Here is a 23,278-nt window from a genome sequence, read left to right as displayed (position 1 = left end):
GGAGTGCATGAGTCGCTCCCCGAACTCGATGAGGAACAACAATGAGAGAGGACAACACCGTGATGCAACAGAAGCAGTCTGCAGAACCCTGGATGAACGGCGCAGCCATTGTTTTATCGGACGGTCGCGAAGTGCCCATCACTGACACCATGGTGCGTCAGACCCTGGATTCGCTTATCCAGACCCAGCCTGAGCATTCCGCCAACATCCGCAAATCGGCCTGACGGCGTCGCTCTAAATCTTCAGTTTGAATCCAAGTGCCTTGAAGGTGTCCCGCAAGACTTTGCTGGCGCCTTTGAGTTGTACCTTGGCGCTACTGAACTCCCGCCTTACGGGATACTCTTTTCGCAAACGATCGAAGGCTGGCCCCCGTTCGTCCTGACTGCCGGCCATCACCAGACGCAGATTAGCATCGTCACGACGCGGGTCGTAGCAGCAACGCATCGCCATGAATGCTGCCGCCTCATCCTTGGCTGAGCCGGTAAACGACAGCTTGCTCAATGCAGGTTCGGGGAGAAACTGACCAGCCTGCTTACGCACTGGAAAGCCCAGATACTGACAAACTGCCTGATAGATCATTTCCGTGCCCTGAAACTTGCCCTCCAGGCTGTAACCTGCGATGTGCGGAGTAGCCAGCCACACGTTCTCGACAAGCTCGGGCATGATGGAGGGCTCATTCTCCCAAACATCAAGAACCACCGTCGGTGCGTCGGGCTGACCAAGACAATCCAGCAGTGCCGGGTTATCAACCACTTCTCCCCGGCCGGTATTGATCAGGAGCTGGGAGCCATTGAGCGTTCTCAGCCGATCAGCGTCAAGTAAATGATAGGTACCATGCGCGCCCGACTTCGTCAGTGGCGTATGCAGAGTGACCACGTCACAGGCAAGCGCCTCATCGAGCCCGACAAATTCGCCATCCGGCTCCTGCTCTGCCCTTGGGGGGTCGCACAACCTGATGGTAAAGCCAAGGCGCTCCAGCTTGCTGGCCAGCTCACCTCCGACATTACCAACACCAACGATACCCACGGACAGCTCGGTCCAGTCATTGAGTCCCCGGCGTTCCGCATGCAAAGCAAGAACGCTGAGCACATACTCCACCACACTGTTGGCATTACAGCCCGGAGCAGCACAAAAAGCGATGTCATTGGCTTGCAGCCAGTCCTGGTCAATGTGATCAGTACCGATGGTCGCGGTACCAACGAACCTGACGCGACTGCCCTCAAGCAAGCTTGCATCAACACGGGTGACGGAACGAACCAGGAGGATGTCCGCATCTGCGACATCCTCGGGCGACATCAGGCGACCAGACACCCTTCGGATGTGACCAAAATCACCAAAGAAGGAATCCACTAACGGAATGTTCTCGTCAGCTACGATCAACATGCTGGTCTTCCCTTAAATGCTCGCTCAGGATCTTCTAGGCCGCGGCCCACGGTTACCCGATGGCCTCCGGCCACCGCCGCCACTGCTGCGCCGCCGTTTGATTGCCGGCTTGGCCAGTGCTTCCATCAAATCTTCTTCCGGAACCGTCGACGTCAGCTTCTGGCTGATATAGGACTCAATAGCGGGCAAGGAGAAGGAATCATCCTCACCGGCCAGACTGACGGATACGCCATGCTGACCAGCCCGCCCGGTACGTCCGATACGGTGAACGTAGTCTTCGGCGTTATCGGGAAGGTTGTAGTTGAACACGTGGGTCACCCCATCGACGTGTATACCGCGACCCGCAACGTCGGTTGCCACCAACACCTGGATGGCACCACGCTTGAACTGATCCAGCGTCTTCAGGCGCTTGTTCTGCGCTATTTCCCCTGACATCATCGCGACCTGAACGCCCTGGTTGCGCAGGTTCTCCTCAAGATCGCGACACTGGTCACGGCGGTTGGCGAACACAATGGCCTTGTCCACCCCCGGACGCTTCAGATAGTTCACCAGCACCGTCAGCTTGTCGTCTTCGCTGACCAGATAGACGGTCTGCTGAACTCGCTCCGCCGTTTTCTGTTCCGGCTCGATTTCGACAAACTCGGCGTTGCGGGTCCACATGGACGCCAGGTTGAGTACATCCTGGTTAAAGGTAGCACTGAACAACAGGGTCTGACGCTCTTCCTTCGGCGTACACTTGCGAATGATCCGCTTGACGTCGGGAATGAAGCCCATGTCCAGCATGCGGTCGGCTTCGTCCAGAATCAGTATGTCGAGCTGATCAAGAAAAACGTCCTGAGAGCCCAGGAAATCAATCAGACGACCCGGTGTGGCAACGAGGATATCCACAATCTCGTTCTGGAGTTGATCCCGCTGCTTGTCATAGTTCATGCCGCCAACAACCGTCACTACATTGTGACCGGTGTAGCCGCAAAGCTTCTCCGCATCCTTGGCAATCTGCATAGCCAGTTCGCGGGTCGGCGCCAGTGCCAGAACTCTCGGCTCGGAAGCAAAGCGCTCTGATTCGGGAATCGGAGTTTCCAGCAGCGTCTGAATCGCTGTAATCAAAAAGGCAGCCGTCTTGCCGGTGCCCGTCTGAGCCTGACCAATCAGGTCCTCGCACGCCAGGGTGAACGGCAATGTTTCGGCCTGGATTGGCGTACAATGCGTGAATCCGATTTCGGTAATCGCATTGAGCAGCCGGGAATCCAGGTGGAGATCGGAAAAACGGACGCTGCTGCCGCTGGCTGGAGACTCGGGAGTTAGTGTTTGCTGTTCTTCAGGAGCATCCGTGGTGGATGCAGTCTGCGGGTTGGAGGTTGTCATATTCAGTCAGGATACCTTGCGGTCATGAGTGTACGGGCGCCGTGTCTGGAAATTCAGCTTGCCACGCTGAGGAAAACCGGTCGGCCATGCCATAAAAGTGCATCAGGGTCCGAAAAAAGGCCTCTGCCCTCCCCGGCATCCCATTAGTCAGATAGCGATCAGCCTGCTCCCGCACCCTGCGTTTGAAGCCAGCGCCGTCAACGGCGCCACCACCATTGAGATTATCCACGCTGATATGAAAGCGGAATCCGGCCGCAACCGAAAACAGCCATTCCAATGCCTGTGGCTTGACCTCTACCTGTTCAAAACACTGCTGTTGTTCCGCAGTTCTGCCATCCGGACAGTACCAGTAACCATAGTCCACCAACGTGCGCCGATAGTCACCAGCTATGCACCAGTGGCTAATTTCATGCAGGGCACTGGCATAATAACCATGAGCAAAAATGACCTTCGCAGGCCCGCCACCTTCAACTTCGGGCAGATATTCGGGTTCATCAGTGCCGCGGACCAGGATCGTCCGGAAGCTTTCCCGGAACAGGTCGTTAAACAGCATGATAAGATCGTTTGGATGGTGTTTCATGCGTCCGCTATTGTGCGTGTTTAATGAATTCAATACCAGTGGGAACTTATCCGCGCGCGCGGAGTCCATTCGATGACTTTCTGGCAGAGTCGGTATAATCCCGACATTGCCCCAAATTTCAAGAGAAGCAGTTCCGTTTATGGCCTTAGTGAGCGTCCAGCCCGAAACAAGTTTTAATCGTTACTGTCATGCCCCCCGCAACCGGCCCACAGGCTGGCTCTGTGCGCTGTTGCTCACGGCATGCTCTTTGGTGCCAGCCAGCGCCCTGGCACTTGGTGGCACCGGCTCCGGACTGTTCAGCAGTACCAGCAGCAGCGAATTTCTTCCCGTCGATGAAGCACTGCCCTTCTCCTTTTCCAGCGACGGCGACCGACTGATCCTGACCTGGAACGTCACCCCCGGCCATTACCTGTATCAGGATCGGATTACCGTCACCGCCCTCGACGAGGGCGTAACCCTGGCCACCCCGGAATTTTCTCTGCCCGGAGAAAACAAGGACGACCCCTACTTCGGTCCGGTCACCGTATTCCATCAGGCAGTGACAGCAACCGTGCCGGTAATCCTTCCGGCAAATACGGTCGAAGCCAACCTGCAGGTCAGCTATCAGGGGTGCGCGGATGCCGGCCTCTGCTATCCGCCACAAACCCGGGATGTGCTGTTCTACCCAGGTACTGCTGCCAGCCAGGCCGGTAATCTGTCGCCCACCGGAACCGATGGACCCGAGGATACAATTGATACCGAAAGCGCGACTGGGCTGGCGAGCTTCCTGGCCAGCAGTTCCACCGCCACCATCGCAGCCATCTTCCTCCTGCTGGGACTTGGCCTGACCTTTACGCCGTGCGTACTCCCCATGGTGCCCATTATCTCCGCGCTGGTCTCCAGCCGGAACACTCAGACCCATGCTCACGCCCTGCTGCTTTCGTCCAGTTATGTCATCGGCATGGCGCTGACCTACGCTGCCGCAGGCGTCATCACAGGGCTTCTCGGGGCCAGTTTCAATTTGCAGGCACAACTGCAATCACCTTGGGTACTCGGCACCTTTGCTGCGATGTTTGTGGCGTTTTCGCTCTCCATGTTTAACGTCTACGATCTGCAACTGCCACGATTTCTCCGTGACCGACTCAATCATGCCAGCCACCAATTAACCGGCAGCCGGGTTGCCAGTATCTTTGCGATTGGTGCACTGTCGTCTCTGGTGGTATCACCGTGCGTTTCCGCTCCTCTCGCTGGCAGCCTTTTATATATCAGCACGACCCAGGATGCCGCCCTTGGCGGAATCGCCCTGTTTTCCCTGGGCATAGGCATGGGCATTCCGCTGATACTGGTCGCCGTTGGCGGCCGTCGCCTGTTGCCGGCAACCGGCCCCTGGATGAACGTGGTCAAATCCTTCTACGGCGTCATGCTGCTGGCCGTTGCCGTATGGCTGGTCGAGCGCCTGATTCCTTCTTGGGCAACCCTGACCTTGTGGGGACTTCTTGCCACCGTCACTGGCGTTCAACTGGGCGCCTTTGACAAGGCCCGCGCAGGCTGGGAGCGAACCTGGAAAGGCCTTGGTCTGGTACTGTTTGCCTACGGTATCGCCCTACTCGCTGGCGCACTTAGCGGCGCCCACGATCCGCTGAAACCGTTGTCGGCGTTTATCCCTCAGACTGCCGCAGTGCAGGCGATGGAAGCCCCTCGCACGGAGCATGACGATTTCCTGAGGCTGAACTCACCTGCGGAACTGGAGCGTGCATTACAACGGGCGGCTGACAGCCGCACCCCTGTCATGCTGGACTTTTACGCCGACTGGTGCATTTCCTGCAAAGTTATGGAACGGCAGGTTTTCGATACGACTGAGGTCAAGTCAGCCCTCTCAAACCACCAATGGCTACAATTCGATGTGACTGACAACACGCCTGAACAGCAGGCGTTGCTGAATCGCCTCGGCTTATTTGGCCCGCCGGCCATCCTGTTCTACCAGGCCAATGGCCGTGAGGCAGAGAACCTTCGCGTTCTGGGTGAGATGGATCAGGAACAGTTTCTCAACCACATAGCCAAACTGGAACGACGCTGATGTCAGCGCCACCACCTGTCGATTCAAACTGCCGCGGTCAGGCCCCACGACGAATGTAATAGACGAAGTCCTGGTCACTCTGCTCAGTTGCTACCAGCTCGTGGTTCAAGAACTGACAGAAACGCGGAATATCCCTTGTCGTGGAGGGATCCGTCGCCATGACCTTCAGAATGCCGCCCTCCGGCACCTCCAGAATCCGGTTGTGAAGCATCATCACCGGTTCCGGACAAAACAGCCCGCGCGCGTCCAGTTCTGCCTGGTGCTCAGGAATATTCAACTCAACCCCCTAATTTATAGTGAAATTTCACACTGTCGTGCTAATTTATAGTGTATAACCAGCTAAAAAAGCAGCCGGGAAATTATGCCCGGGTAACGTCCAACATTCATTGCCAACCCGGAGATTGCCATGATTCGAGTCCTGATCGAACGTCATATCGCCGAGACCCTTGAGTCAGCGTATGAAGAACACTCTCGCAGCGTTCTGCAGCAAGCCGTCAGTGCCCCCGGCTTCATTTCTGGTGAAACCCTGTACGACGCCGCAGATCCCAATCACCGGCTCACTCTGTCCAACTGGCGCTCGGCTGCCGAATGGGACCGCTGGTTTCATTCAGACACCCGTAAGGAGTTGATGAGCGCCATCCTGCCAATGATGGATCGCGACGAAAAAATCACAATCCTGGAGCAGTGCTGACAGGCCAGAGGCTTGTTGTAATTCCAAACTGTTTAACATCATTGCTGTGCATCCTCTTGCTACACTACCGGCTTTTCGCCCGCTGGCTGAATACGGATGCACTCAATGGTCAGGTATTTCCTGCTACTCACCGCCCTGCTGCTCGGTACTTCCAGCACCTACGCGGAACCCTCAAGGGCTCAGCAGCTTTGCCCGGAAATCGATGCGTCAGTGGCTGACGAGCGGGCCAGATTGCTGGATTTTACCTGCTATATAGCCATACCGAAAACCTCACCCCACTGGAAAACCCTATCGACGGGGGAGCTTCCTGACACCCTGAGCTGGCGATCAGCGCAAGGTGAGGATCTGGCCTTCCCGCAGTCCGAGGACTACTACTGGCTTCGCATCGATATCCATAACGGCGCCACAACACCGGGCTTCTGGTACCTGAAACTGGACTACGCACCACTGGATCATGTGGAGTTCCATCTTGATGCACCGTCGGACCACCGCGTGATCACAACCGGTGATCGCATGCCGTTTTTCAGTCGAGGGGTGGATTACCGCTATTACCTGCTGCCGGTATCCCTGAGAGAAGGGGAAACCGCACAGGTATCCATTCGCCTCCACAGCAGTGGCGCCGTGAATCTTCCCATTGCCCTGGTCACCCCGGATGAACTGGTGAGTTCCAGCAACAAACTCACCCTGACCCACGGCCTGTTTTACGGTTCGCTGCTTATCTTTTCGATCTTCAATCTGCTGTTGTTTGTCAGCTCTGGAACCACCTACTACTTCTATAATGCGTTCTATATGGCTGGACTGGGCATGTTCCTGTTCGCCATGGGCGGTTTCGCCTACCAGTACCTCTGGCCCTACAACCCGGATCTCGCCAACACCGCCATTCCCATCAGCATGGCGCTGTGCGCATTGTCGATGAACCTGTTTGGCCGCTCGTTTCTGGATGTACTGGACAGGAAAACGTTCACCTCCAGGCTTTTGACCATACAGAGTCTGGCCGGTGTCACCCTCCTGTTTCTGGCGCCCTACCTGTCTTATACCACCGCCATCAAGACCATCGCCCCGGTAGCGTTGATCGTCATCTGCAACCTGTTCTTCATCGGCATTGCACGTTGGCGTCAGGGCCTGAGTCATGCCCGGTGGTACGTCCTGTCATGGTCGACCATGGTCCTCGGCACCATCAGCTACGCCCTGGCAGCCTTCGGCTATCTCCCAGACTTTCTCACCCACGAGATTGTCATGCAGGGAGCCATCGGCAGCCAGGTGGTATTGCTGAATTACGCCATGGTACAACGCTGGCGCGAACTTAACCTGAAACTGCTCGAGGTGGAGTGCAGCGCCAAACAGAAACTGGAGCGACAGGTCAATGAGCGAACCACCCAGCTCCGAGCGGCCATGCATGACCTTGAGAACGCAAACCGCCAACTCGAGGCGCTCAGCACCCGGGATGAACTCACCGGACTGTACAATCGCCGTTACATGGACAATCGCCTGATCGAACTGGCTCGGGAAGCGCACCGCACCGGACAACCGGTCGCTTTTGTTCTCGTTGACGCTGACCATTTCAAGACGATCAATGACCGCTTTGGGCACGGTTTTGGCGACACCTGCCTGAAGGCGATCGCGCAGGTGCTCGAACGTAACATCTGCCGGCCGAGAGATGTCGCCGTCCGTTACGGTGGCGAGGAGTTTGCACTGATTCTGCCGGAAACAGACGCCTCAGGGGCTCAGCGGGTTAGCGACGCGGTACTGGACGACATCCGCAGCTCTCCGGTAACGGCACCGGATGGCAGCCGACATCAAGTGACGATGAGTGCCGGCATTGCCATCCTGAGCCCGGGCGACACCATCGCGGCAACCTTTGAGCGGGCCGACCAGGCTCTCTATCGGGCCAAGGAAGGTGGTCGCGACCGAACCGAGATCGATCCGGCTGCCGTCCGGTTGACCGACGCCCGATCAGCCCTGGTTTAGCGTCTTCATAAAGGTCGCAGCATTCAACGCAGCCTGCCCGATCAGCATGTCCTGGGTATGGTCCAGTTTTTTCGGAGGCAGAAAGTCATGATTACCTCCTTCCAACCAGTCAATGGAAACCCTACCGGGCATCGACTGCGCAGCTACCTCATCCAGCTTCCCAAAGGGATCACGGGTGCCCTGCTGGATTTTGACAGGGCACCATAGGTCGTCAAAATGCCCAAGACGCCACTTATCGAGTTTGCCCGGCGGATGAAACGGATAGCCAAAGCACACGACCCCACGAAACACCCCCTTCAAATGGGTATCGGCCGCGAGCAGGCTGGCCATTCGCCCGCCCATGGACTTACCACCAAGATACAGGGCCTGATCCGGCGACAGCGTTGCGCTGACCCGCTCAACAGTATTTACAAAGGCAGCCAACAGTTTCTCGGCCCGGTCCGGTGGACGCTTTCGACCATCTTCCCGACGCTTCTGCATATAAGGAAACTCGAAACGAACAACCGTGACTCCCTGCACTGCCAGTTGCCGCGCCAACAGCTCCATGAACGGTGAGTCCATGGGCGCACCGGCACCATGGGCCAGGATCAGCACCGCACCAAAGTCGCTACTTCCTGCTTTGTCTATATATCCGTCAGTAGAGTTCACCTAACCTCCAAATGCGACTATCATATTGACACCAATAAAAAACCCCCATAACTGGGCGCAAAAGCATAACATGGCCACGCCGGATGTTTCCCCCGGAGTCAAGGCCATGTGACTGATTTGAGGGACTTTGACTGCCGGTCTGGAGTTGACCTGAGTCATTGCAAAGCCGTCACGGTTTCTCCATACTTGCGCCCGCACATTTCCCCACTCTAAATCCATTGGTAAGGCTATGAGCACAGTAAATCCAAACCTGACATACAACTACAAGGTGGTGAGACAGTTCGCCATCATGACAGTGGTATGGGGTATTATCGGGATGAGCCTTGGCGTGTTGATCGCATCTCAACTCGTCTGGCCCTCAATGAACCTGGACCTGCCCTTTACCCACTTCGGTCGCCTGCGGCCGCTGCATACCAACGCCGTAATCTACGGTTTCGGTGGTTGCGCCCTGTTCGCAACGTCCTATTACGTGGTACAGCGTACCTGTCAGACACGACTGTTTTCCGACGGTTTGGCTCAGTTTACGTTCTGGGGCTGGCAAGCCATTCTGGTGGCAGCCGTCCTGACTCTGCCGCAGGGTTTCACCAGCACCAAGGAATACGCTGAGCTGGAATGGCCGATCGACATCATGATCACCCTGGTTTGGGTAAGCTATGCCATTGTCTTCTTTGGTACCGTAACCAAGCGTAAAGCTCCTCATATCTACGTTGCCAACTGGTTCTATGGCGCCTTCATTATTACCGTTGCGGTTCTCCACGTTGGTAACAACCTGGAACTGCCGGTCAGCGCATTCAAGTCCTACTCCCTGTACTCCGGCGTTACTGATGCCATGATGCAGTGGTGGTGGGGACACAACGCGGTCGGTTTCTTCCTGACTGCTGGCTTCCTGGGCATGATGTACTACTTCGTACCGAAGCAGGCAGAACGTCCCGTGTACTCCTACCGCCTGTCTATCGTGCACTTCTGGGCTCTGATCGCCACTTACGTCTGGGCTGGTGGTCACCACCTGCACTACAGCGCCCTGCCTGACTGGGCACAGACTGCCGGTATGGTCATGTCCCTGATTCTGCTGGCTCCGAGCTGGGGCGGCATGATCAACGGCATGATGACGCTGTCTGGCGCCTGGCACAAACTGCGCACTGACCCGATCCTTCGCTTCCTGGTGGTATCCCTGTCGTTCTACGGCATGTCCACTTTCGAAGGCCCGATGATGGCCATCAAGACCGTCAATGCACTCTCACACAACACCGACTGGACCATTGGTCACGTACACTCCGGTGCTCTGGGCTGGGTTGCCATGATCAGTATTGGCGCTATCTACCACCTAATCCCCAAACTGTGGGGCGTGCGTCAGATGTACAGCGTCTCCCTGATCAACCTGCACTTCTGGCTGGCCACGGTTGGTACCGTTCTGTACATCGTCGCGATGTGGGTCAACGGCATCATGCAGGGCCTGATGTGGCGTGCGGTTAACAGCGACGGCACCCTGACCTACAGCTTTGTAGAATCCATGGAAGCCTCTGCACCTGGCTATTTTGTTCGATTCCTCGGTGGCGTCGTGTTCGTCAGCGGCATGCTGATCATGGCTTACAACGTCTACAAGACTGTACGTCAGAAAGACGCCGTAGCCCTGGACAACAGCGCCGCCCAGGTAGCCTGAGAGGAGTAGAGAGACCAATGAGACACGATATTGTTGAAAAGAACCTCGGGCTCATGGCCCTGCTGATCGTACTGGTGATCAGCGGCGGCTTCCTGGTTGAGGTAGTGCCCCTGTTCTTCCTGAAGGAAACCAACGAGCCGGTTGCTGGCCTGGAACCGCTGACGCCGCTGGAGCTGGAAGGTCGTGACATCTACATTCGTGAAGGTTGTCACGTCTGCCATACCCAGATGATCCGTCCGTTCCGTGCTGAAACCGAGCGCTATGGCCACTACTCCGTTGCCGGCGAGTTCGTCTACGAACACCCCTTCCTGTGGGGCTCCAAGCGGACCGGTCCGGACCTTGCCCGTGTCGGCGAACGTTACTCCGATGCATGGCATCGTATGCACTTGTACGATCCGCGCAGCGTTGTTCCAACATCCATCATGCCAGCTTTCCCATGGCTGTTTGACGAGAAGGTCGACGCATCTGGCACCGCCGCCAAGTTGCAAGCCATGCAGACTCTGGGCGTACCTTACACCGACGAGCAGATTGCCGGTGCAGCCGCCCAGGTGGAAGGCAAGTTCGAGATCGAAGCGCTGGTTGCCTACTTGCAGCAGCTCGGCACTGTGATCTCAACCAAACGGTGATTCCGATGGATATTAATGAGGTACGCGGTATACACACCGTGCTCGTCATGATCGCTTTCCTCGGTATTTGCTGGTGGGCGTACAGCGCCCGCCGCAGCAAAGCCAACGATGAGGCAGCCCATCTGCCCTTCGATGATGACGATATCGATCGCCGTACCCTGGAAAACGAAAAAACGGAGAAGAAACAATGAGTACCTTCTGGAGCATCTGGATCAGCGCGATCGTGCTCGGTACCATCTTTGGCTGCGTGTGGCTGCTGTGGGCAACCCGTAAAGGCCAGACAACCGACACTGAAACTGATCGTACCACCGGTCATTCCTACGATGGCATTGAGGAGTACGACAACCCGCTGCCTAAGTGGTGGTTCTACCTTTTCCTGGCCACTTGCGTGTTCGCCCTGGGTTACCTGGCGGCCTATCCGGGCCTGGGCAGCTACAAGGGCTTCCTGGACTGGACCCAGCACAACCAGTGGGAAAAGGAAGTTGAGGCAGCTGACGCCCGTTACGGCGAAATTTACGCCCGCTACGGCGACACAGCGATCGTTGACCTGGCTCAGGATGAAGATGCCATGAAAATGGGACAACGCCTGTTCGCCAACAACTGTGCCCTGTGCCATGGTGCGGCGGGTCGAGGCTCTCTTGGCTTCCCCAACCTGACCGACAACGACTGGCTCTACGGCGGTACACCTGAAGCTATTCTGCAGACCATTACCCATGGTCGTCAGGGCGCCATGCCAGCCAAGGGCATGATGCCAGGCATGAATGCCGAGCAGGTGGATCAGGTGGTCAACTACGTACTGAGCTTCAGTGACCGTGCTCAGGACGCAGAAGCTGCCAAGGCCGGTGAACAGCTGTTCGGCCAGGCGTGTGCCGCATGCCACGGTGTCGATGCCAAGGGTAATCAGGCCATGGGCGCACCTAACCTGACCGATAACACTTGGCTCTACGGCAGTACCTATGAGCGCATCCAGGAGACCGTTCTCCACGGTCGCCAGAACCAGATGCCGGCTCAGGGCGGTCGACTCAGCGAAGACCAGATCCACATTCTGGCCGCTTACGTCTACAGCCTGTCGAAGTAAAGGCGCGTGGCGCTGTCTTCGCGGCAGCGCCCTCGCCCCGGCTCAAAGGTTTTGAGTCTTTTGAACTCTGGGTCCGGGTATTCCGGGCCCAGCCTTGAAAAGACTACAAGCATCCTCAGAGATGCAGCCCCTGATGGGAGGTAACGATGAGCAGTCAAATACCGGTAAAACAGATCGACCCCAAGACTGACGCCTCCAACAATAACAACAAACAAGAGACCGTCGAGCTTTACGCCAGCCGCAAGAAGATTTACGTAAAAGAAGTCCACGGCTTGTTCCAACGCATCCGCTTCTTCAGTCTGATGGCGCTGATGGGGATGTACTTTGCGTTTTGCTGGATCACCATCGATGGCGCCCCCCTGATTTATTTCGACCTTCCGGGTCGTGAATTCCACCTGTACGGCGCTACGTTCTATCCGAAGGACTTCATTCTGTTGTCCGGCATGCTGATCATTTCTGCCTTCGGCCTGTTCTTTGTGACCACTCTATTCGGCCGCGTCTGGTGCGGATACACCTGCCCCCAGACGGTGTGGACATTTATCTTCATGTGGGTCGAAGAGCGGATTGAGGGTAGCCGGAACAAGCGGATGAAGCTGGACAAATCCCCCAACTCTCCGCAAAAACTGTTCAAGAAATCCCTCAAACACGCGGTCTGGCTGTTTATCGCCCTTGCAACCGGCCTCACGTTTGTCGGCTATTTCTACCCTATACGTGAACTGATCGTTGATCTGTTTACCTTCAACGCCAACGGCTGGGCCTATTTCTGGGTCATGTTTTTTACCGTTGCCACCTATCTGAATGCCGGATGGATGCGTGAGCAGGTCTGCCTGTACATGTGCCCTTATGCCCGTTTCCAATCCGTCATGTTTGACCCCGATACCCGTGTTGTCTCCTACGATCCGAACCGGGGCGAGCCCCGCGGTGGCCGCAAGAAATCCGTTAACAAGGATGAGGCGGGGCTGGGAGACTGTATCGACTGTGGTCTCTGTGTGCAGGTGTGCCCAACGGGTATCGATATTCGCGACGGACTCCAGTACGAATGCATCGGCTGCGCCCTGTGCATTGATGCCTGTGACGAGGTCATGGAAAAAATGGACTATCCGAAGGGACTCATTCGCTATACCACCGAGAGTGAGCTTGAAGGCAAACCGTCAAAACTTGCCCGCCCTCGCACCTTTGGTTACGGCGCGGTGCTGCTTGCCATGGTCGGTGCCATCGTCTTTACCCTGATGACCCGTGTGCCGGCAGAGCTTGATGTACTGAGAGACCGGGGTTCGCTGTTCAACTATAACGGCCAGGGCCTGGTCGAGAACTCCTACACCCTCAAGATCGCCAATATGTCTGAGGTCCCACAAACCTACCGTATTTCGGTCAGTGGCATGGAAACCATTAACCTCAGCACCCGCAGCGAAGTCACCGTGGCAAGTGGTGAGCACGCCTCACTGCCTGCGGTTGTTGAGGTAGATCCGGAAGCGATTGTCGACAGCAACACCACCATCACGTTCCAGATGAAGTCACTTACCGACGAGACTCTGAACATCACCACTGAAAGCCGATTTGTAGGGCCTAACCGGTAATCCCTGGATTACCGGGGCCCTCCCCCCGAGAGACCCGTTATGAGTGAACAACAGCCCATCAGCCCCTGGTACCGGCAACCCTGGTTCTGGTTTCTGCTGATTTTCCCGACCGCCGCCATCATCTGGTGCATCTTCATGATCACCATGGCGATCACGTCCGAGAACTCCATGGTCAGCGATGACTACTCCAAGGAGGGCCGCGGCATCAATATGGAACTGGCCCGCGATGAACGGGCGGCAGAACTAGGCCTGCTGGCCGAGCTCACCTTCGAGCAGGAGACGGTATACGTCAACCTGCAAGGGCAGGCCGATGCTGCAGATCATCCCTATTTGGTGCTCAACCTGTTCCACCCGACGTTGGAAGGCGAGGATCGAACCGTTCAGCTGATGCCGGAGAGTGAGCATTCCTATCGGGGCCAGCTGCCCCATGATATGAATGGACGCTGGTACCTGGATCTTAGGGGGCCGGAAAACGACTGGCGCCTAAAAGGAGAAATTGCCCTGCCTTCCAGTACCTCACTGGAGCTCGGGGTGACAGTGCAAGACCAGGGCTAACCCGCCATGCGTTGCTTCCACTGTGGTGAGGAAGCCAGCAGCCAGCCTCCCATTACTCTGGAACTGGATGGCCAGACCCGAGAGTTCTGCTGCTATGGTTGCCGCTCCGTGTGTGAGACCATCCACCAGGAAGGTCTCACCGGGTTCTATCAACACCGAACCGCGCCTGCAGTAACCCCAAAGTCGCTGACGGCAAGTGAACTTGAGCAGATACGCGAACTGGACCACCCGTTGGTCCAGCAATCCTTTGTCCTGCCTGTGAAAGGCGGCATGGAGGCACAGCTGCTGATCGAGGGGATCACCTGTGCAGCCTGTATCTGGCTATTGGAAAATCACCTTACCCACCAGTCTGGCGTTCGCTCCTTCTCGGTCAACCATACGACCCAACGTGCCCGGCTGGTGTGGTCGCCGGAACAGACCTCCCTTAGCGAGCTGGTCATCGCCATTCATGAGCTGGGCTATACCGCACGCCCCTACAAGGCCGACGAGGCCGAACAGGCGCTCAAAGCAGAAAAACGAAGTGCGCTGATTCGCCTGTGCGTTGCCGGTATCGGCACTGTCCAGAGCATGATGCTGGCCTTTCCCCTGTACTTTGAACTGATCAATGACCTCTCGCCGACGTTCATCCAGCTCTTTCGCTGGTTCAGCCTGCTGGTGGCAACGCCCGTGGTGCTGTACAGCGCCCGTCCGTTTTTTCAGAATGCACTCAGGGATATACGCAGCCGGCACCTGACCATGGACGTGCCCGTTGCCACGGCCATCGGCCTGGCCTATCTGGCCAGCGCCTGGGTCACCGTGGTCGGCGGAGAGGAGGTCTATTTTGAATCAGTGTGCATGTTTACCTTCCTGCTCTCCCTTGGCCGCTATATTGAAATGCAGGCACGCTACCGTGCCGGTCTGACCGGTAACGCCCTTGCCGGGAGCCAGCCCCAGGTCGCCAGCCGCAAGGTCGGTGAAAACATCGAACTGGTGGCGACCCATGAACTCTGTGCCGGTGATGTGATTGTCGTCAAACCCGGTGAAACACTCCCGGTAGACGGGGTTATTCTGAGCGGCCAGTCAACCGTCAACGAAGCGGCACTGACAGGCGAGTACCTGCCGGAAACACGAACCAGCGGTGATTTGGTCCATGCCGGCAGCGTTAATGGCGAGCACCCGCTGCATATCCGGGTCGAAAAAACCGGGGCGAGTACCCGCTTGTCAGGCATTCTCCGCATACTTGACCGGGTTCAATCGGAAAAACCCCAGGTGGCCAGGATGGCTGACCGGGTTGCCGGGATGTTTGTCAGCCGTATCCTGATACTCGCGCCGCTGGTGTGGATTGGCTGGTGGCTCGCCGGTGCCGACAACGCCTTCGATATCACCCTTTCAGTCCTTGTTGTTACCTGCCCCTGCGCGCTTTCCCTGGCGACCCCTACCGCCATTACCAGCGCCACCGTCAAGTTGCGCAAGCTTGGGTTTCTGCCTACCCGCGGACACACCCTTGAATTACTCCACACCGTGGACACCGTGGTATTCGATAAAACCGGTACGCTGACGGAAGGGAAGCTCTCGCTGGTCAGCACCCACCTGCTGGGCCCACTCTCCGAGATGGACGCGCTAGAGCTGGCCGCAGGCCTCGAACAACAGTCTGAACACCCCATAGCCCAGGCATTCTCGAGCCATCGACCGGCCACGCTGACCGGCACCAGAAATCACGTCGGCGGAGGGCTTACCGGCACCTGGCAGGGGCAGTCCGTGGCCATCGGTCACATCGATTTTGTTGCCGCCCATACCCGGGAGCCCAAGCCAAGCCTGGAAACCGGCCACGGTATTGCTATTTGGCTCGCCAGTGAAAGTCAGTGGCTTGCCTGCTTTGTGCTAGACGACCGGCCACGGCAAGATGCTGACGAAGCCCTGAAAGCCCTTCACACCCTCGGCATCCGAACGGTACTGCTCAGTGGCGACCGTTCCGGGCACGTCGCCTACATTGCCAACCTGCTCGGCCTTGATGAAGCCTACGGTCAGGCAACCCCGGAAGACAAGCTGGCCCGGCTGCGTTCGATGCAGGAACAGGGTCATCACATCATGATGGTGGGCGATGGCCTCAATGACTTGCCGTCCATGGCAGGCGCCTCTATTTCAGTCGCCATGGGGTCCGCTGCCGACCTGACCCAGTTGCGCGCCGATGCCGTGCTGCTAAATGGTCAGCTCCGGCAGATCGTGGAGGCTATCCGCACCAGTAATGCCACCCGCCGGGTCATCCGCCAGAACATGACCTGGGCACTGGGCTACAACCTCTGTGCACTGCCGCTGGCTGCGGCTGGTATGATACCTCCATGGCTGGCCGCCATTGGCATGTCACTCAGCTCGCTGGTCGTGGTCCTCAACGCCTTGCGGCTGGGCAAGGATCCAAATCCGCGCCGTGACAACACCGCCATCACGGCCGGCACCGAACTGTCAGAGACCTGACCGGTAGCCACCGCTGATCTGCACGAACCGTTTAACGAGGTAATATCGTGGAAATCGTTTTAATTCTGATACCGGTGACGCTGATTCTGGTCGCCTTGGGCATTTTCCTGTTTTCCTGGGCCGTCAAGAACGGCCAGTATGACGACCTCGAAGGACCCGCCCACCGTATTCTGTACGATGATGACCAGGACATGATTCCTGATGACGCCCGTCCTTCGGCCAAACGGGACGACGAAAAAGCCGCCGCGGCTGCAGACAACGAAAAACAGTCTGGCTGATGTCCGGCGAGCTGCTCCTCAGTTACCCCAGCGCATTTTTGATCGGACTGCTCGGGAGCACCCATTGCCTGGGCATGTGCGGTGGTATCAGCGCCTCCCTGTCCATGACAATACCTGTCGGCCGGGGCTTCCGTCTGCGCCAGGCAGCCATGTTGCTGGCGTTCAATGGTGGCCGGATTGGCAGTTACGTGGCCATCGCAACCCTGATCGCCCTGCTCAGCACAGGCGCGGCCCAGCAATGGGTCCAGCTCGCACCACTTCTGCGCACCTTGGCCGGGGTGCTGTTGATCCTGATGGGGTTGTCGATGGGCCAGTGGTGGCAAGGCATCCGTTATGTCGAGAAAGTCGGCGCGCCGGTCTGGAAAAAACTTTCCCCACTAACCAAACGCCTGATTCCGGTTCAGCATCCGCTCCAGGCACTTGCACTGGGCGCGCTCTGGGGCTGGTTACCCTGCGGTCTGGTTTACAGCACCCTGGGCTGGGCGGCTCTGCAACCCTCCGTGCCTCAAGCCGCCACCACCATGCTGTTTTTCGGGCTCGGCACCCTGCCCTCGATGTTAATCACCGGCATGGCAGCGAATGCGCTCAAGCGCTTACAGCACAACCGGCAGTTCCGCCAACTCACCGGCCTGCTTCTGATCGCGTTTGGCCTCTGGACCCTGCCGCTCGGTGCGCTGCACTGATCCCCAAACCCGGGATTCATATGGCCTTCAGGCGTCGTGATTCCAGAAAAAACTTGCCCCTTCCTCAGGGTGCCCTGCCGACCGACGCATCCAGCCAAACAGTTCTCGCCCAAACCCGAACCGGTGCTCCCTCAGGTCCACGCAGGCTTGCTCCCGTGCATTGAGCTCATCGCCCGGCACTTCCAGTTGCAGAGTACCGGAGTCCGCGTCAAGACAGATACGATCACCAGTCCGCACCCGCGCCAGTACGCCCCCATCCAGCGCTTCAGGGTATACATGGATGGCCGCGGGCACTTTCCCGGAGGCACCAGACATACGCCCATCGGTGACCAAGGCCACCTGGAAACCGCGATCCTGCAACACTCCCAGATAGGGGGTCAGCTTGTGCAACTCCGGCATACCATTGGCTTTCGGTCCCTGGAAACGGACCACGACGACACAGTGCTGGTTCAACTCACCAGCCTCGAACGCCGACACCATGTCATTCTGATCGTCGAAGACCACCGCTGGCGCATCGACCCGGCGGTGCTCCTCAGCTACGGCTGATACCTTGATCACACCGCGACCGAGGTTCCCATCCAACACCTTAAGGCCACCATCCGGTGCAAACGGCTCAGCGACGCTACGGAGAACCTCCGTGTCCTGCGACGCCTTGACAACCGGCGCCCAGTTTAACTGTCCGCCATCCAGAGTCGGCATCCGCGCATAGTGCTCCAACCCATGGCCCATCACCGTTTCGACATCATTGTGGAGGTAACCGCCGCTCAGCAGTTCGCGGATCAGGAAAGGCGTGCCCCCCGCTTCGTGGAAAGCATTCACATCGGCCTGGCCATTGGGGTAAATCCGTGTCAATGAAGGCACCACCGATGACAAGTCAGCGAAGTCATCCCAGTTGATAATAATGCCAGCCGCACGAGCGATAGCGATCCAGTGCATGGTGTGGTTGGTAGATCCGCCAGTGGCCAGCAGGGCCACCAAACCATTGACGACGGCCTTTTCATTCACCATGTCAGCCAGGCCCAGTGCGCCGCCATTAGGGCGTGACAGACGGATGACCTGCTCGGTAGCCGCTCTGGTCAATGAATCCCGCAACGGCGTGTTGGGATGAATAAACGCGGCACCTGGCAGATGCAGGCCCATCACTTCCACCAGCAGCTGGTTGCTGTTTGCCGTTCCATAGAAGGTGCAGGTGCCAGGACTGTGGTAGGACTGGCTTTCTGCTTCAAGCAATTCGTCCTTACCAACCTTGCCTTCGGCATAGAGCTGACGAACCCGCTGTTTTTCCTTGTTCGGCAACCCTGACGGCATGGGCCCTGCCGGAACCAGTACCGCAGGTAGATAACCATAACTCAGGGCACCAATCAGAAGTCCCGGCACGATCTTGTCGCAGATCCCTAACAGGACCATGGCATCAAACATGTTATGACTCATGGCAACCGCAGTGCTCATGGCAATAACATCACGGGAGAACAGACTCAGCTCCATACCGGGCTGGCCCTGGGTAACACCGTCACACATGGCCGGCGTGCCACCGGCAAATTGGGCAACCGCTCCCATGCCATGGGCGGCCTCCCGAATCAGATCCGGGAATCGTTCGTAGGGCTGGTGCGCTGACAGCAGGTCATTGTAGGAAGAAATAATCGCCAGATTGGCCTGATTCATCAGTTTCAGGGCCGCTTTGTCGGATGGCTGGCAAGCGGCTACGCCGTGGGCCAGATTACCGCAGGACAAGGCCGACCGATTGGGGGATTGATCTTTGAGGGCTGCCATGCGGCCAAGATATTGCTGACGTGAATCGCGACTCCGCTCAATGATCCGCTGGGTGACCGTGTTCACCTGGGGGTGCATGTTTATCTCCTCAATCGCAGCTTGATGCCTGATGCTCTGCTCTCTGACCAGTTTACAGGCAAAGCGAGCTCATGCACCTGCAGTCACTTGATCCTCGCTACGAATCCAGCATCTTTGATGCCAATGACAATATCAGGCACCAGAAATCCAGAACAATCGCGCCAGAGCACGCATTCACCATAACAATACTGAGACCGTCCATTACGGGACCGGTTCAGCTCTCGTCGCCAGGCGCACCAGACTGGAGCATTTAACGACGTCCGTCTGCGGCCGGAGTAAGACTTGGATTGGCTACGGGTGTTAACTGCGGACGTTGCCTGGCCCCGGTCAGGGGCCAGGCAAGCAGGCTTTGGGAGCCGAAGCGGAGTCGCTCCGGTCAGAGGTTCAGAATATCGACACGGCCATAGTCTGCCGATTCAGTTTCCGACGATTGCACGGAATCCGGGGAATCGACGCCAGTCGTTCTGCGGCCATTGCGGAAGTCGTACAATGAGGTGTCCGCCAGATGGGAAGGCTCGACGTTTCGCAAGGCACGGAACATGGTTTCAAGCCGTCCGGGATTCTGCTGATCCCAACCCTGCAACATGTCCTTGATCACCTGACGCTGCAGGTTCTCCTGGGATCCACACAAATTACACGGGATGATCGGGAACTGGCGCAGGCCGGCGTATTCGGCGATGTCCTTCTCACGACAATAAGCCAGAGGCCGAATGACCGTGTTGCGTCCGTCATCACTGTGAAGCACCGGTGGCATGGTCTTCAGTTTGCCGCCGTAGAACATGTTGAGGAACAGGGTTTCCAGCAGATCGTCCCGGTGGTGTCCGAGCGCAATCTTGGTCACCCCATGCTCTTCAGCAAAATTATAGAGAATGCCGCGGCGCAGGCGTGAACAAAGGCCACAGGTGGTCTTCCCTTCCGGTACCTTTTCTTTGACAATACTGTACGTGTCTTTCTCGATGATGTGGTATTCAATACCGAGACCGGACAGGTACTCTGGCAGGATTTCCTCTGGGAATCCCGGCTGTTTCTGATCCAGGTTGACAGCAATCAGTTCAAACGAGACCGGTGCGCTTTTCTGGAGATTGAGCAGAATATCCAGCATGGCATAGGAATCCTTGCCACCACTAAGACAGCACATGACCTTATCGCCAGCTTCAATCATCGAAAAATCGGCAATGGCTTGCCCCACCTCACGGCGAAGCCGTTTCTGCAGCTTGTTGAGCTGCAGTTTCTGTTTGCGGTCGGCTTCACCCACAGCATCGCTCTGTGGCGGAGTTTTCGACGCATCCAGGTCGGTGTTGGGGTCGAACAGGGTCGTTAATTCGGACATGGCAAACACGATCAGTCAGTCAATGAGCAGGGCATTATACGCGCGCCTCCAATCCAAGGACAGGATACGATATGGATATGTTAAAGACCGCTCCCAAGCTTCCCGGCAAACGGGAACGCAACCGGATCAATAACCGCAACGCCATCCTCATGGCGGCCCGCAGCTGCTTCCGCGACAAAGGCTACGACAATACCACCATCCGCGATATTGTCCGCCAGACCAACCTCGCCGCAGGTACGTTCTATAACTACTTCTCCAGCAAGCAGGACATTTTCATTGCTCTGCTGACGGATTTTCTGGACCACCTTAACCGCAACCTCAGTGAACGTCGTCAAACCGCCCAAAGCGCGGAACAGTTCGTCTGCTCCACTTATCAGGCCCTGTTCGATGCCACCGCCCGCGATCCGCTTGTCTATGAACTGGCCCACCGCAATGATCAGGCCATCAAGGAGCTGTTCGGCTCCGGTGTACTGGGCATGGCGATGCTATCGCTGGAAGAGGATGTTCGCGCCGCAATCGACAACGGCCTGCTCCCCAAAGTGGATGCCGAGTATCTGTGTGCGTCGTTCTTTGGGGTAGCTTATGAAATAAGCCTCAAAGTGGCCATGCGTGCGAGCAAGGAGCCGGAAAATGCTCAGCAGGAAGCAGACCGGGCGGCCCGGTTTGCGGCGACGCTGTTTCTTGGAGGTCTCGAGCGCATGGAAAAACTTTCCTGAACCCTTGAGGTTTCATACCCTGTACGGATGAGCGCACTCACCAATCCTGACAACAGTACAGCAACACGGCCCGCCGACAGTGCCGATCAGGAGAGACTGGAGGATCAGATCCAGCATCTCATGGTCGCGGTCGAGCATATACTGCGCGGGGCTTCCGCTCCCCTGTCTGAACTTGCGCTGATCAAGGCCTTGCAGGCCGAACCGTGGTTGCTGGTGGACGAGGTCGACTACGCCGACCCGACTCGCCTATTTCCCGTGCACTTCCTGCTGTTCCACAGCCTCTACCGGCTGCGGGATACCCTGGCCGCCCAGGGTGAGAAGCTCGCAATCTCCCCCCTTGAGATTTACCTCGAGTGCCAGGCCACCGTAGCCGGTCAGGGACTCCCAGGAAAACAGGACACGCTGCGGGAATTTTATCTGGATCTCGATCAGTACCGACTGTCAGACAGCCGTATTCAGCAGATGATGGACGATTTCTGGAGTGGCCATCAGGGCCGTCCAGTCGCTCATTCGGATCTGCAAAAGGCAGCCAGAACCCTTGGTTTTGACTCGGTTCCCGAACAGTTCGCACCGGTAAAACACCAGTTCCGCAGAGCGGTCATGACAGCCCATCCCGATCGCGGTGGCGATACCCGTAAAATTCAGCAGCTCAACGAAGCCTTTGCCCTGTTTCGGGCGCATTTTTGCAAGGCGGGTAAACGCTGATGTTCCCCTTCAGGATCAAATAACAAGGACACCCAATACGATGACGCCAAGTTATACCCGACAGATGATGGCCTTTTTTCTATGTCTGCTGTTTGCCGGCGTCTGTCGGGCCGATCTGGTCATACTGCAATATCATCATGTCAGCGATGCTACGCCGCCATCCACCAGCACCAGTCAGTCGCTGTTCAGGGCCCAGCTGGATATGATTGCAGAGCTTGACCTTGAGGTTGTTCCTCTTGAGACCGGCTCCCGGGCCGCACTCCGTGGCGAACTCAACGACAGCCAGCAGCTCGCCATCACCTTTGATGACGCCTACCGTTCGGTACTGACCAATGCCGTACCCCTGTTGCTGGAACGCAACCTGCCATTTACCATTTTCGTCAATACCGACAGCGTTGGCCATCAGGGCTACCTGAACTGGCAACAGCTGACTGAACTGAACGCACAGACGCTCGTCACCATTGCCAATCACAGCGCAGACCATAGCCATCTGGTCCGTCGCCCTGAAGAATCAGCAACAAGCTGGAAAGCTCGGGTTTCTGCCAGCCTCGACAATGCCCAAGCTGCCCTGAAGCAGCATCTGGGGACGGACGTCGCCATGATTGCCTATCCCTATGGCGAGTTTTCAGCAGAGCTGGAACAACTCGTTGCAGAGCGCGGTTGGTACGGCTACGGTCAGCAGTCGGGGGCGGTCGGCGTCAGTTCCGTCGCTACCCGCCTACCCCGGTTCCCTATGGCAACCGGATTCGGGCAGCTCACATCACTGAAGGACAAGCTGCTCAGCAAGGCCTTCCCCATTGACGCCAGTCATCTGCCAGACAGTCCCATTACCGCCAACCCACCTACCCTCAGTCTTACCCTGCCCCAGCACTTTGATCAGAACCTGCTGACCTGCTTTGCCTCCGGCCACGGACGCATCTCAGTCGCTGCCGACGAAGATTGGCAACAGGTATCGGTGCGGGCGCCACAGCCCTTTTCCAGCCGCCGTTTTCGCTACAACTGCACGTACCCGGCTGGGAATGGTCGTTATTTCTGGCTATCGCAGAGCTGGCTGGACCTCAGCCAAGCGGAAGATTGAAG

General features: G+C 57.2%; 23 protein-coding genes. 16 read left to right on the top strand and 7 right to left on the bottom strand.

Annotation, left to right across the window (positions count from 1 at the left end; genetic code table 11):
• Nucleotides 1-41 precede the first annotated feature (41 nt).
• Nucleotides 42-224, top strand: a complete 183-nt coding sequence (locus BLV11_RS05500; protein WP_091811973.1) for a PA1571 family protein — start codon at nt 42-44, stop codon at nt 222-224.
• A gap of 10 nt (nt 225-234) precedes the next feature.
• Here BLV11_RS05500 and pdxB read toward each other — a convergent pair whose 3' ends face one another.
• From pdxB to BLV11_RS05485, 3 genes are read right to left on the bottom strand one after another with little or no spacing between them, the layout of a single operon-like run.
• Entirely contained in the window at nt 235-1,383 is a 1,149-nt protein-coding gene (gene pdxB / locus BLV11_RS05495; RefSeq protein WP_091811972.1) for a 4-phosphoerythronate dehydrogenase PdxB, read from the bottom strand.
• Nucleotides 1,384-1,407: 24 nt separating this feature from the next.
• The gene (locus BLV11_RS05490) at nt 1,408-2,748 is read right to left on the bottom strand and encodes a DEAD/DEAH box helicase (RefSeq protein ID WP_091811971.1); all 1,341 of its coding nucleotides are present in this window, start codon (nt 2,746-2,748) and stop codon (nt 1,408-1,410) included.
• 22 nt (nt 2,749-2,770) lie between these two features.
• Entirely contained in the window at nt 2,771-3,328 is a 558-nt protein-coding gene (locus tag BLV11_RS05485) for an elongation factor P hydroxylase (protein WP_091811970.1), read from the bottom strand.
• 139 nt (nt 3,329-3,467) lie between these two features.
• Here BLV11_RS05485 and dsbD point away from each other — a divergent pair, with 139 nt between their 5' ends.
• Nucleotides 3,468-5,384, top strand: coding sequence for a protein-disulfide reductase DsbD (gene dsbD, locus BLV11_RS05480; RefSeq protein WP_091811969.1), 1,917 nt, complete (start codon nt 3,468-3,470; stop codon nt 5,382-5,384).
• Between the two features lie 37 nt (nt 5,385-5,421).
• Here dsbD and tusA read toward each other — a convergent pair whose 3' ends face one another.
• Nucleotides 5,422-5,661: a sulfurtransferase TusA gene (gene tusA, locus BLV11_RS05475; RefSeq protein ID WP_091811968.1), complete on the bottom strand. Its 240-nt coding sequence runs from the start codon at nt 5,659-5,661 to the stop codon at nt 5,422-5,424.
• A gap of 129 nt (nt 5,662-5,790) precedes the next feature.
• Between tusA and BLV11_RS05470 the strand changes: the two genes are divergently transcribed.
• Both BLV11_RS05470 and BLV11_RS05465 read left to right on the top strand, forming a co-directional pair.
• Nucleotides 5,791-6,075: an antibiotic biosynthesis monooxygenase family protein gene (locus BLV11_RS05470; RefSeq protein ID WP_091811967.1), complete on the top strand. Its 285-nt coding sequence runs from the start codon at nt 5,791-5,793 to the stop codon at nt 6,073-6,075.
• 105 nt (nt 6,076-6,180) lie between these two features.
• Nucleotides 6,181-8,043, top strand: coding sequence for a sensor domain-containing diguanylate cyclase (locus BLV11_RS05465; protein ID WP_091811966.1), 1,863 nt, complete (start codon nt 6,181-6,183; stop codon nt 8,041-8,043).
• On the opposite strand, the gene BLV11_RS05460 is transcribed toward BLV11_RS05465, so the two are convergent.
• Complete coding sequence (locus tag BLV11_RS05460; protein ID WP_342707416.1) at nt 8,029-8,691, bottom strand: alpha/beta family hydrolase; 663 nt, start codon at nt 8,689-8,691, stop codon at nt 8,029-8,031. The two genes, BLV11_RS05465 and BLV11_RS05460, sit on opposite strands and share 15 nt — an antisense overlap.
• Before the next feature lie 229 nt (nt 8,692-8,920).
• Here BLV11_RS05460 and ccoN point away from each other — a divergent pair, with 229 nt between their 5' ends.
• From ccoN to BLV11_RS05415, 9 genes are all read left to right on the top strand, one after another.
• Entirely contained in the window at nt 8,921-10,351 is a 1,431-nt protein-coding gene (gene ccoN, locus BLV11_RS05455; protein ID WP_091811965.1) for a cytochrome-c oxidase, cbb3-type subunit I, read from the top strand.
• A 17-nt stretch (nt 10,352-10,368) separates the two neighbouring features.
• Entirely contained in the window at nt 10,369-10,977 is a 609-nt protein-coding gene (ccoO, locus tag BLV11_RS05450) for a cytochrome-c oxidase, cbb3-type subunit II (RefSeq protein ID WP_091811964.1), read from the top strand.
• A 5-nt stretch (nt 10,978-10,982) separates the two neighbouring features.
• Nucleotides 10,983-11,168 (top strand): cbb3-type cytochrome oxidase subunit 3, encoded by a 186-nt coding sequence (locus tag BLV11_RS05445; protein ID WP_091811963.1) that lies wholly within the window; start codon nt 10,983-10,985, stop codon nt 11,166-11,168.
• Nucleotides 11,165-12,055: a cytochrome-c oxidase, cbb3-type subunit III gene (ccoP, locus tag BLV11_RS05440; protein ID WP_091811962.1), complete on the top strand. Its 891-nt coding sequence runs from the start codon at nt 11,165-11,167 to the stop codon at nt 12,053-12,055. The genes BLV11_RS05445 and ccoP overlap by 4 nt, the downstream gene beginning before the upstream one ends.
• A gap of 146 nt (nt 12,056-12,201) precedes the next feature.
• Entirely contained in the window at nt 12,202-13,632 is a 1,431-nt protein-coding gene (gene ccoG, locus BLV11_RS05435; RefSeq protein WP_091811961.1) for a cytochrome c oxidase accessory protein CcoG, read from the top strand.
• 39 nt (nt 13,633-13,671) lie between these two features.
• Nucleotides 13,672-14,187 (top strand): FixH family protein, encoded by a 516-nt coding sequence (locus BLV11_RS05430; RefSeq protein WP_091811960.1) that lies wholly within the window; start codon nt 13,672-13,674, stop codon nt 14,185-14,187.
• A gap of 6 nt (nt 14,188-14,193) precedes the next feature.
• Nucleotides 14,194-16,638 (top strand): heavy metal translocating P-type ATPase, encoded by a 2,445-nt coding sequence (locus BLV11_RS05425; RefSeq protein ID WP_091811959.1) that lies wholly within the window; start codon nt 14,194-14,196, stop codon nt 16,636-16,638.
• A gap of 47 nt (nt 16,639-16,685) precedes the next feature.
• Nucleotides 16,686-16,916 (top strand): cbb3-type cytochrome oxidase assembly protein CcoS, encoded by a 231-nt coding sequence (ccoS, locus tag BLV11_RS05420; protein ID WP_091811958.1) that lies wholly within the window; start codon nt 16,686-16,688, stop codon nt 16,914-16,916.
• Nucleotides 16,916-17,599 carry a sulfite exporter TauE/SafE family protein gene (locus BLV11_RS05415; protein WP_091811957.1) on the top strand — a complete coding sequence of 228 codons (684 nt, stop codon included), beginning with the start codon at nt 16,916-16,918 and terminating at the stop codon, nt 17,597-17,599. The genes ccoS and BLV11_RS05415 overlap by 1 nt, the downstream gene beginning before the upstream one ends.
• A 27-nt stretch (nt 17,600-17,626) precedes the next feature.
• On the opposite strand, the gene edd is transcribed toward BLV11_RS05415, so the two are convergent.
• Both edd and ttcA read right to left on the bottom strand, forming a co-directional pair.
• A complete protein-coding gene (gene edd / locus BLV11_RS05410) occupies nt 17,627-19,447 on the bottom strand; it encodes a phosphogluconate dehydratase (RefSeq protein WP_091811956.1) in 1,821 nt (606 codons plus the stop codon).
• A gap of 376 nt (nt 19,448-19,823) precedes the next feature.
• Nucleotides 19,824-20,777 (bottom strand): tRNA 2-thiocytidine(32) synthetase TtcA, encoded by a 954-nt coding sequence (gene ttcA, locus BLV11_RS05405; protein WP_091811955.1) that lies wholly within the window; start codon nt 20,775-20,777, stop codon nt 19,824-19,826.
• A 71-nt stretch (nt 20,778-20,848) separates the two neighbouring features.
• On the opposite strand from ttcA, the gene BLV11_RS05400 reads away from it, so the two are divergent.
• The 3 genes from BLV11_RS05400 to BLV11_RS05390 are packed head-to-tail and all read left to right on the top strand — an operon-like array spanning nt 20,849 to nt 23,276.
• Nucleotides 20,849-21,493: a TetR/AcrR family transcriptional regulator gene (locus BLV11_RS05400; protein ID WP_091811954.1), complete on the top strand. Its 645-nt coding sequence runs from the start codon at nt 20,849-20,851 to the stop codon at nt 21,491-21,493.
• Between the two features lie 27 nt (nt 21,494-21,520).
• Nucleotides 21,521-22,198 carry a DNA-J related domain-containing protein gene (locus BLV11_RS05395; protein ID WP_091811953.1) on the top strand — a complete coding sequence of 226 codons (678 nt, stop codon included), beginning with the start codon at nt 21,521-21,523 and terminating at the stop codon, nt 22,196-22,198.
• A gap of 40 nt (nt 22,199-22,238) precedes the next feature.
• On the top strand, nt 22,239-23,276 hold the full coding sequence (locus tag BLV11_RS05390) for a polysaccharide deacetylase family protein (protein WP_091811952.1): 1,038 nt from the start codon (nt 22,239-22,241) through the stop codon (nt 23,274-23,276).
• Nucleotides 23,277-23,278 lie beyond the last annotated feature (2 nt).

This window comes from Marinobacter mobilis (assembly GCF_900106945.1).
Taxonomy (GTDB): Bacteria; Pseudomonadota; Gammaproteobacteria; order Pseudomonadales; family Oleiphilaceae; genus Marinobacter; species Marinobacter mobilis.
Note: the sequence above shows the minus strand (reverse complement) of the source record. Positions and strands in the feature narration are given on the sequence as shown.

Excerpts from the sequence above, each read along its gene's own strand:
- edd (WP_091811956.1), bottom strand. The coding sequence starts at position 19,447 with ATGCACCCCCAGGTGAACACGGTCACCCAGCGGATCATTGAGCGGAGT.
- BLV11_RS05425 (WP_091811959.1), top strand. The coding sequence starts at position 14,194 with ATGCGTTGCTTCCACTGTGGTGAGGAAGCCAGCAGCCAGCCTCCCATT.
- BLV11_RS05445 (WP_091811963.1), top strand. The coding sequence starts at position 10,983 with ATGGATATTAATGAGGTACGCGGTATACACACCGTGCTCGTCATGATC.
- BLV11_RS05500 (WP_091811973.1), top strand. The coding sequence starts at position 42 with ATGAGAGAGGACAACACCGTGATGCAACAGAAGCAGTCTGCAGAACCC.
- BLV11_RS05465 (WP_091811966.1), top strand. The coding sequence starts at position 6,181 with ATGGTCAGGTATTTCCTGCTACTCACCGCCCTGCTGCTCGGTACTTCC.
- ccoN (WP_091811965.1), top strand. The coding sequence starts at position 8,921 with ATGAGCACAGTAAATCCAAACCTGACATACAACTACAAGGTGGTGAGA.
- BLV11_RS05490 (WP_091811971.1), bottom strand. The coding sequence starts at position 2,748 with ATGACAACCTCCAACCCGCAGACTGCATCCACCACGGATGCTCCTGAA.
- BLV11_RS05470 (WP_091811967.1), top strand. The coding sequence starts at position 5,791 with ATGATTCGAGTCCTGATCGAACGTCATATCGCCGAGACCCTTGAGTCA.
- pdxB (WP_091811972.1), bottom strand. The coding sequence starts at position 1,383 with ATGTTGATCGTAGCTGACGAGAACATTCCGTTAGTGGATTCCTTCTTT.
- BLV11_RS05395 (WP_091811953.1), top strand. The coding sequence starts at position 21,521 with ATGAGCGCACTCACCAATCCTGACAACAGTACAGCAACACGGCCCGCC.
- ttcA (WP_091811955.1), bottom strand. The coding sequence starts at position 20,777 with ATGTCCGAATTAACGACCCTGTTCGACCCCAACACCGACCTGGATGCG.
- ccoG (WP_091811961.1), top strand. The coding sequence starts at position 12,202 with ATGAGCAGTCAAATACCGGTAAAACAGATCGACCCCAAGACTGACGCC.
- dsbD (WP_091811969.1), top strand. The coding sequence starts at position 3,468 with ATGGCCTTAGTGAGCGTCCAGCCCGAAACAAGTTTTAATCGTTACTGT.
- ccoP (WP_091811962.1), top strand. The coding sequence starts at position 11,165 with ATGAGTACCTTCTGGAGCATCTGGATCAGCGCGATCGTGCTCGGTACC.
- BLV11_RS05390 (WP_091811952.1), top strand. The coding sequence starts at position 22,239 with ATGACGCCAAGTTATACCCGACAGATGATGGCCTTTTTTCTATGTCTG.
- BLV11_RS05415 (WP_091811957.1), top strand. The coding sequence starts at position 16,916 with ATGTCCGGCGAGCTGCTCCTCAGTTACCCCAGCGCATTTTTGATCGGA.
- BLV11_RS05430 (WP_091811960.1), top strand. The coding sequence starts at position 13,672 with ATGAGTGAACAACAGCCCATCAGCCCCTGGTACCGGCAACCCTGGTTC.
- BLV11_RS05485 (WP_091811970.1), bottom strand. The coding sequence starts at position 3,328 with ATGAAACACCATCCAAACGATCTTATCATGCTGTTTAACGACCTGTTC.
- ccoO (WP_091811964.1), top strand. The coding sequence starts at position 10,369 with ATGAGACACGATATTGTTGAAAAGAACCTCGGGCTCATGGCCCTGCTG.
- BLV11_RS05400 (WP_091811954.1), top strand. The coding sequence starts at position 20,849 with ATGGATATGTTAAAGACCGCTCCCAAGCTTCCCGGCAAACGGGAACGC.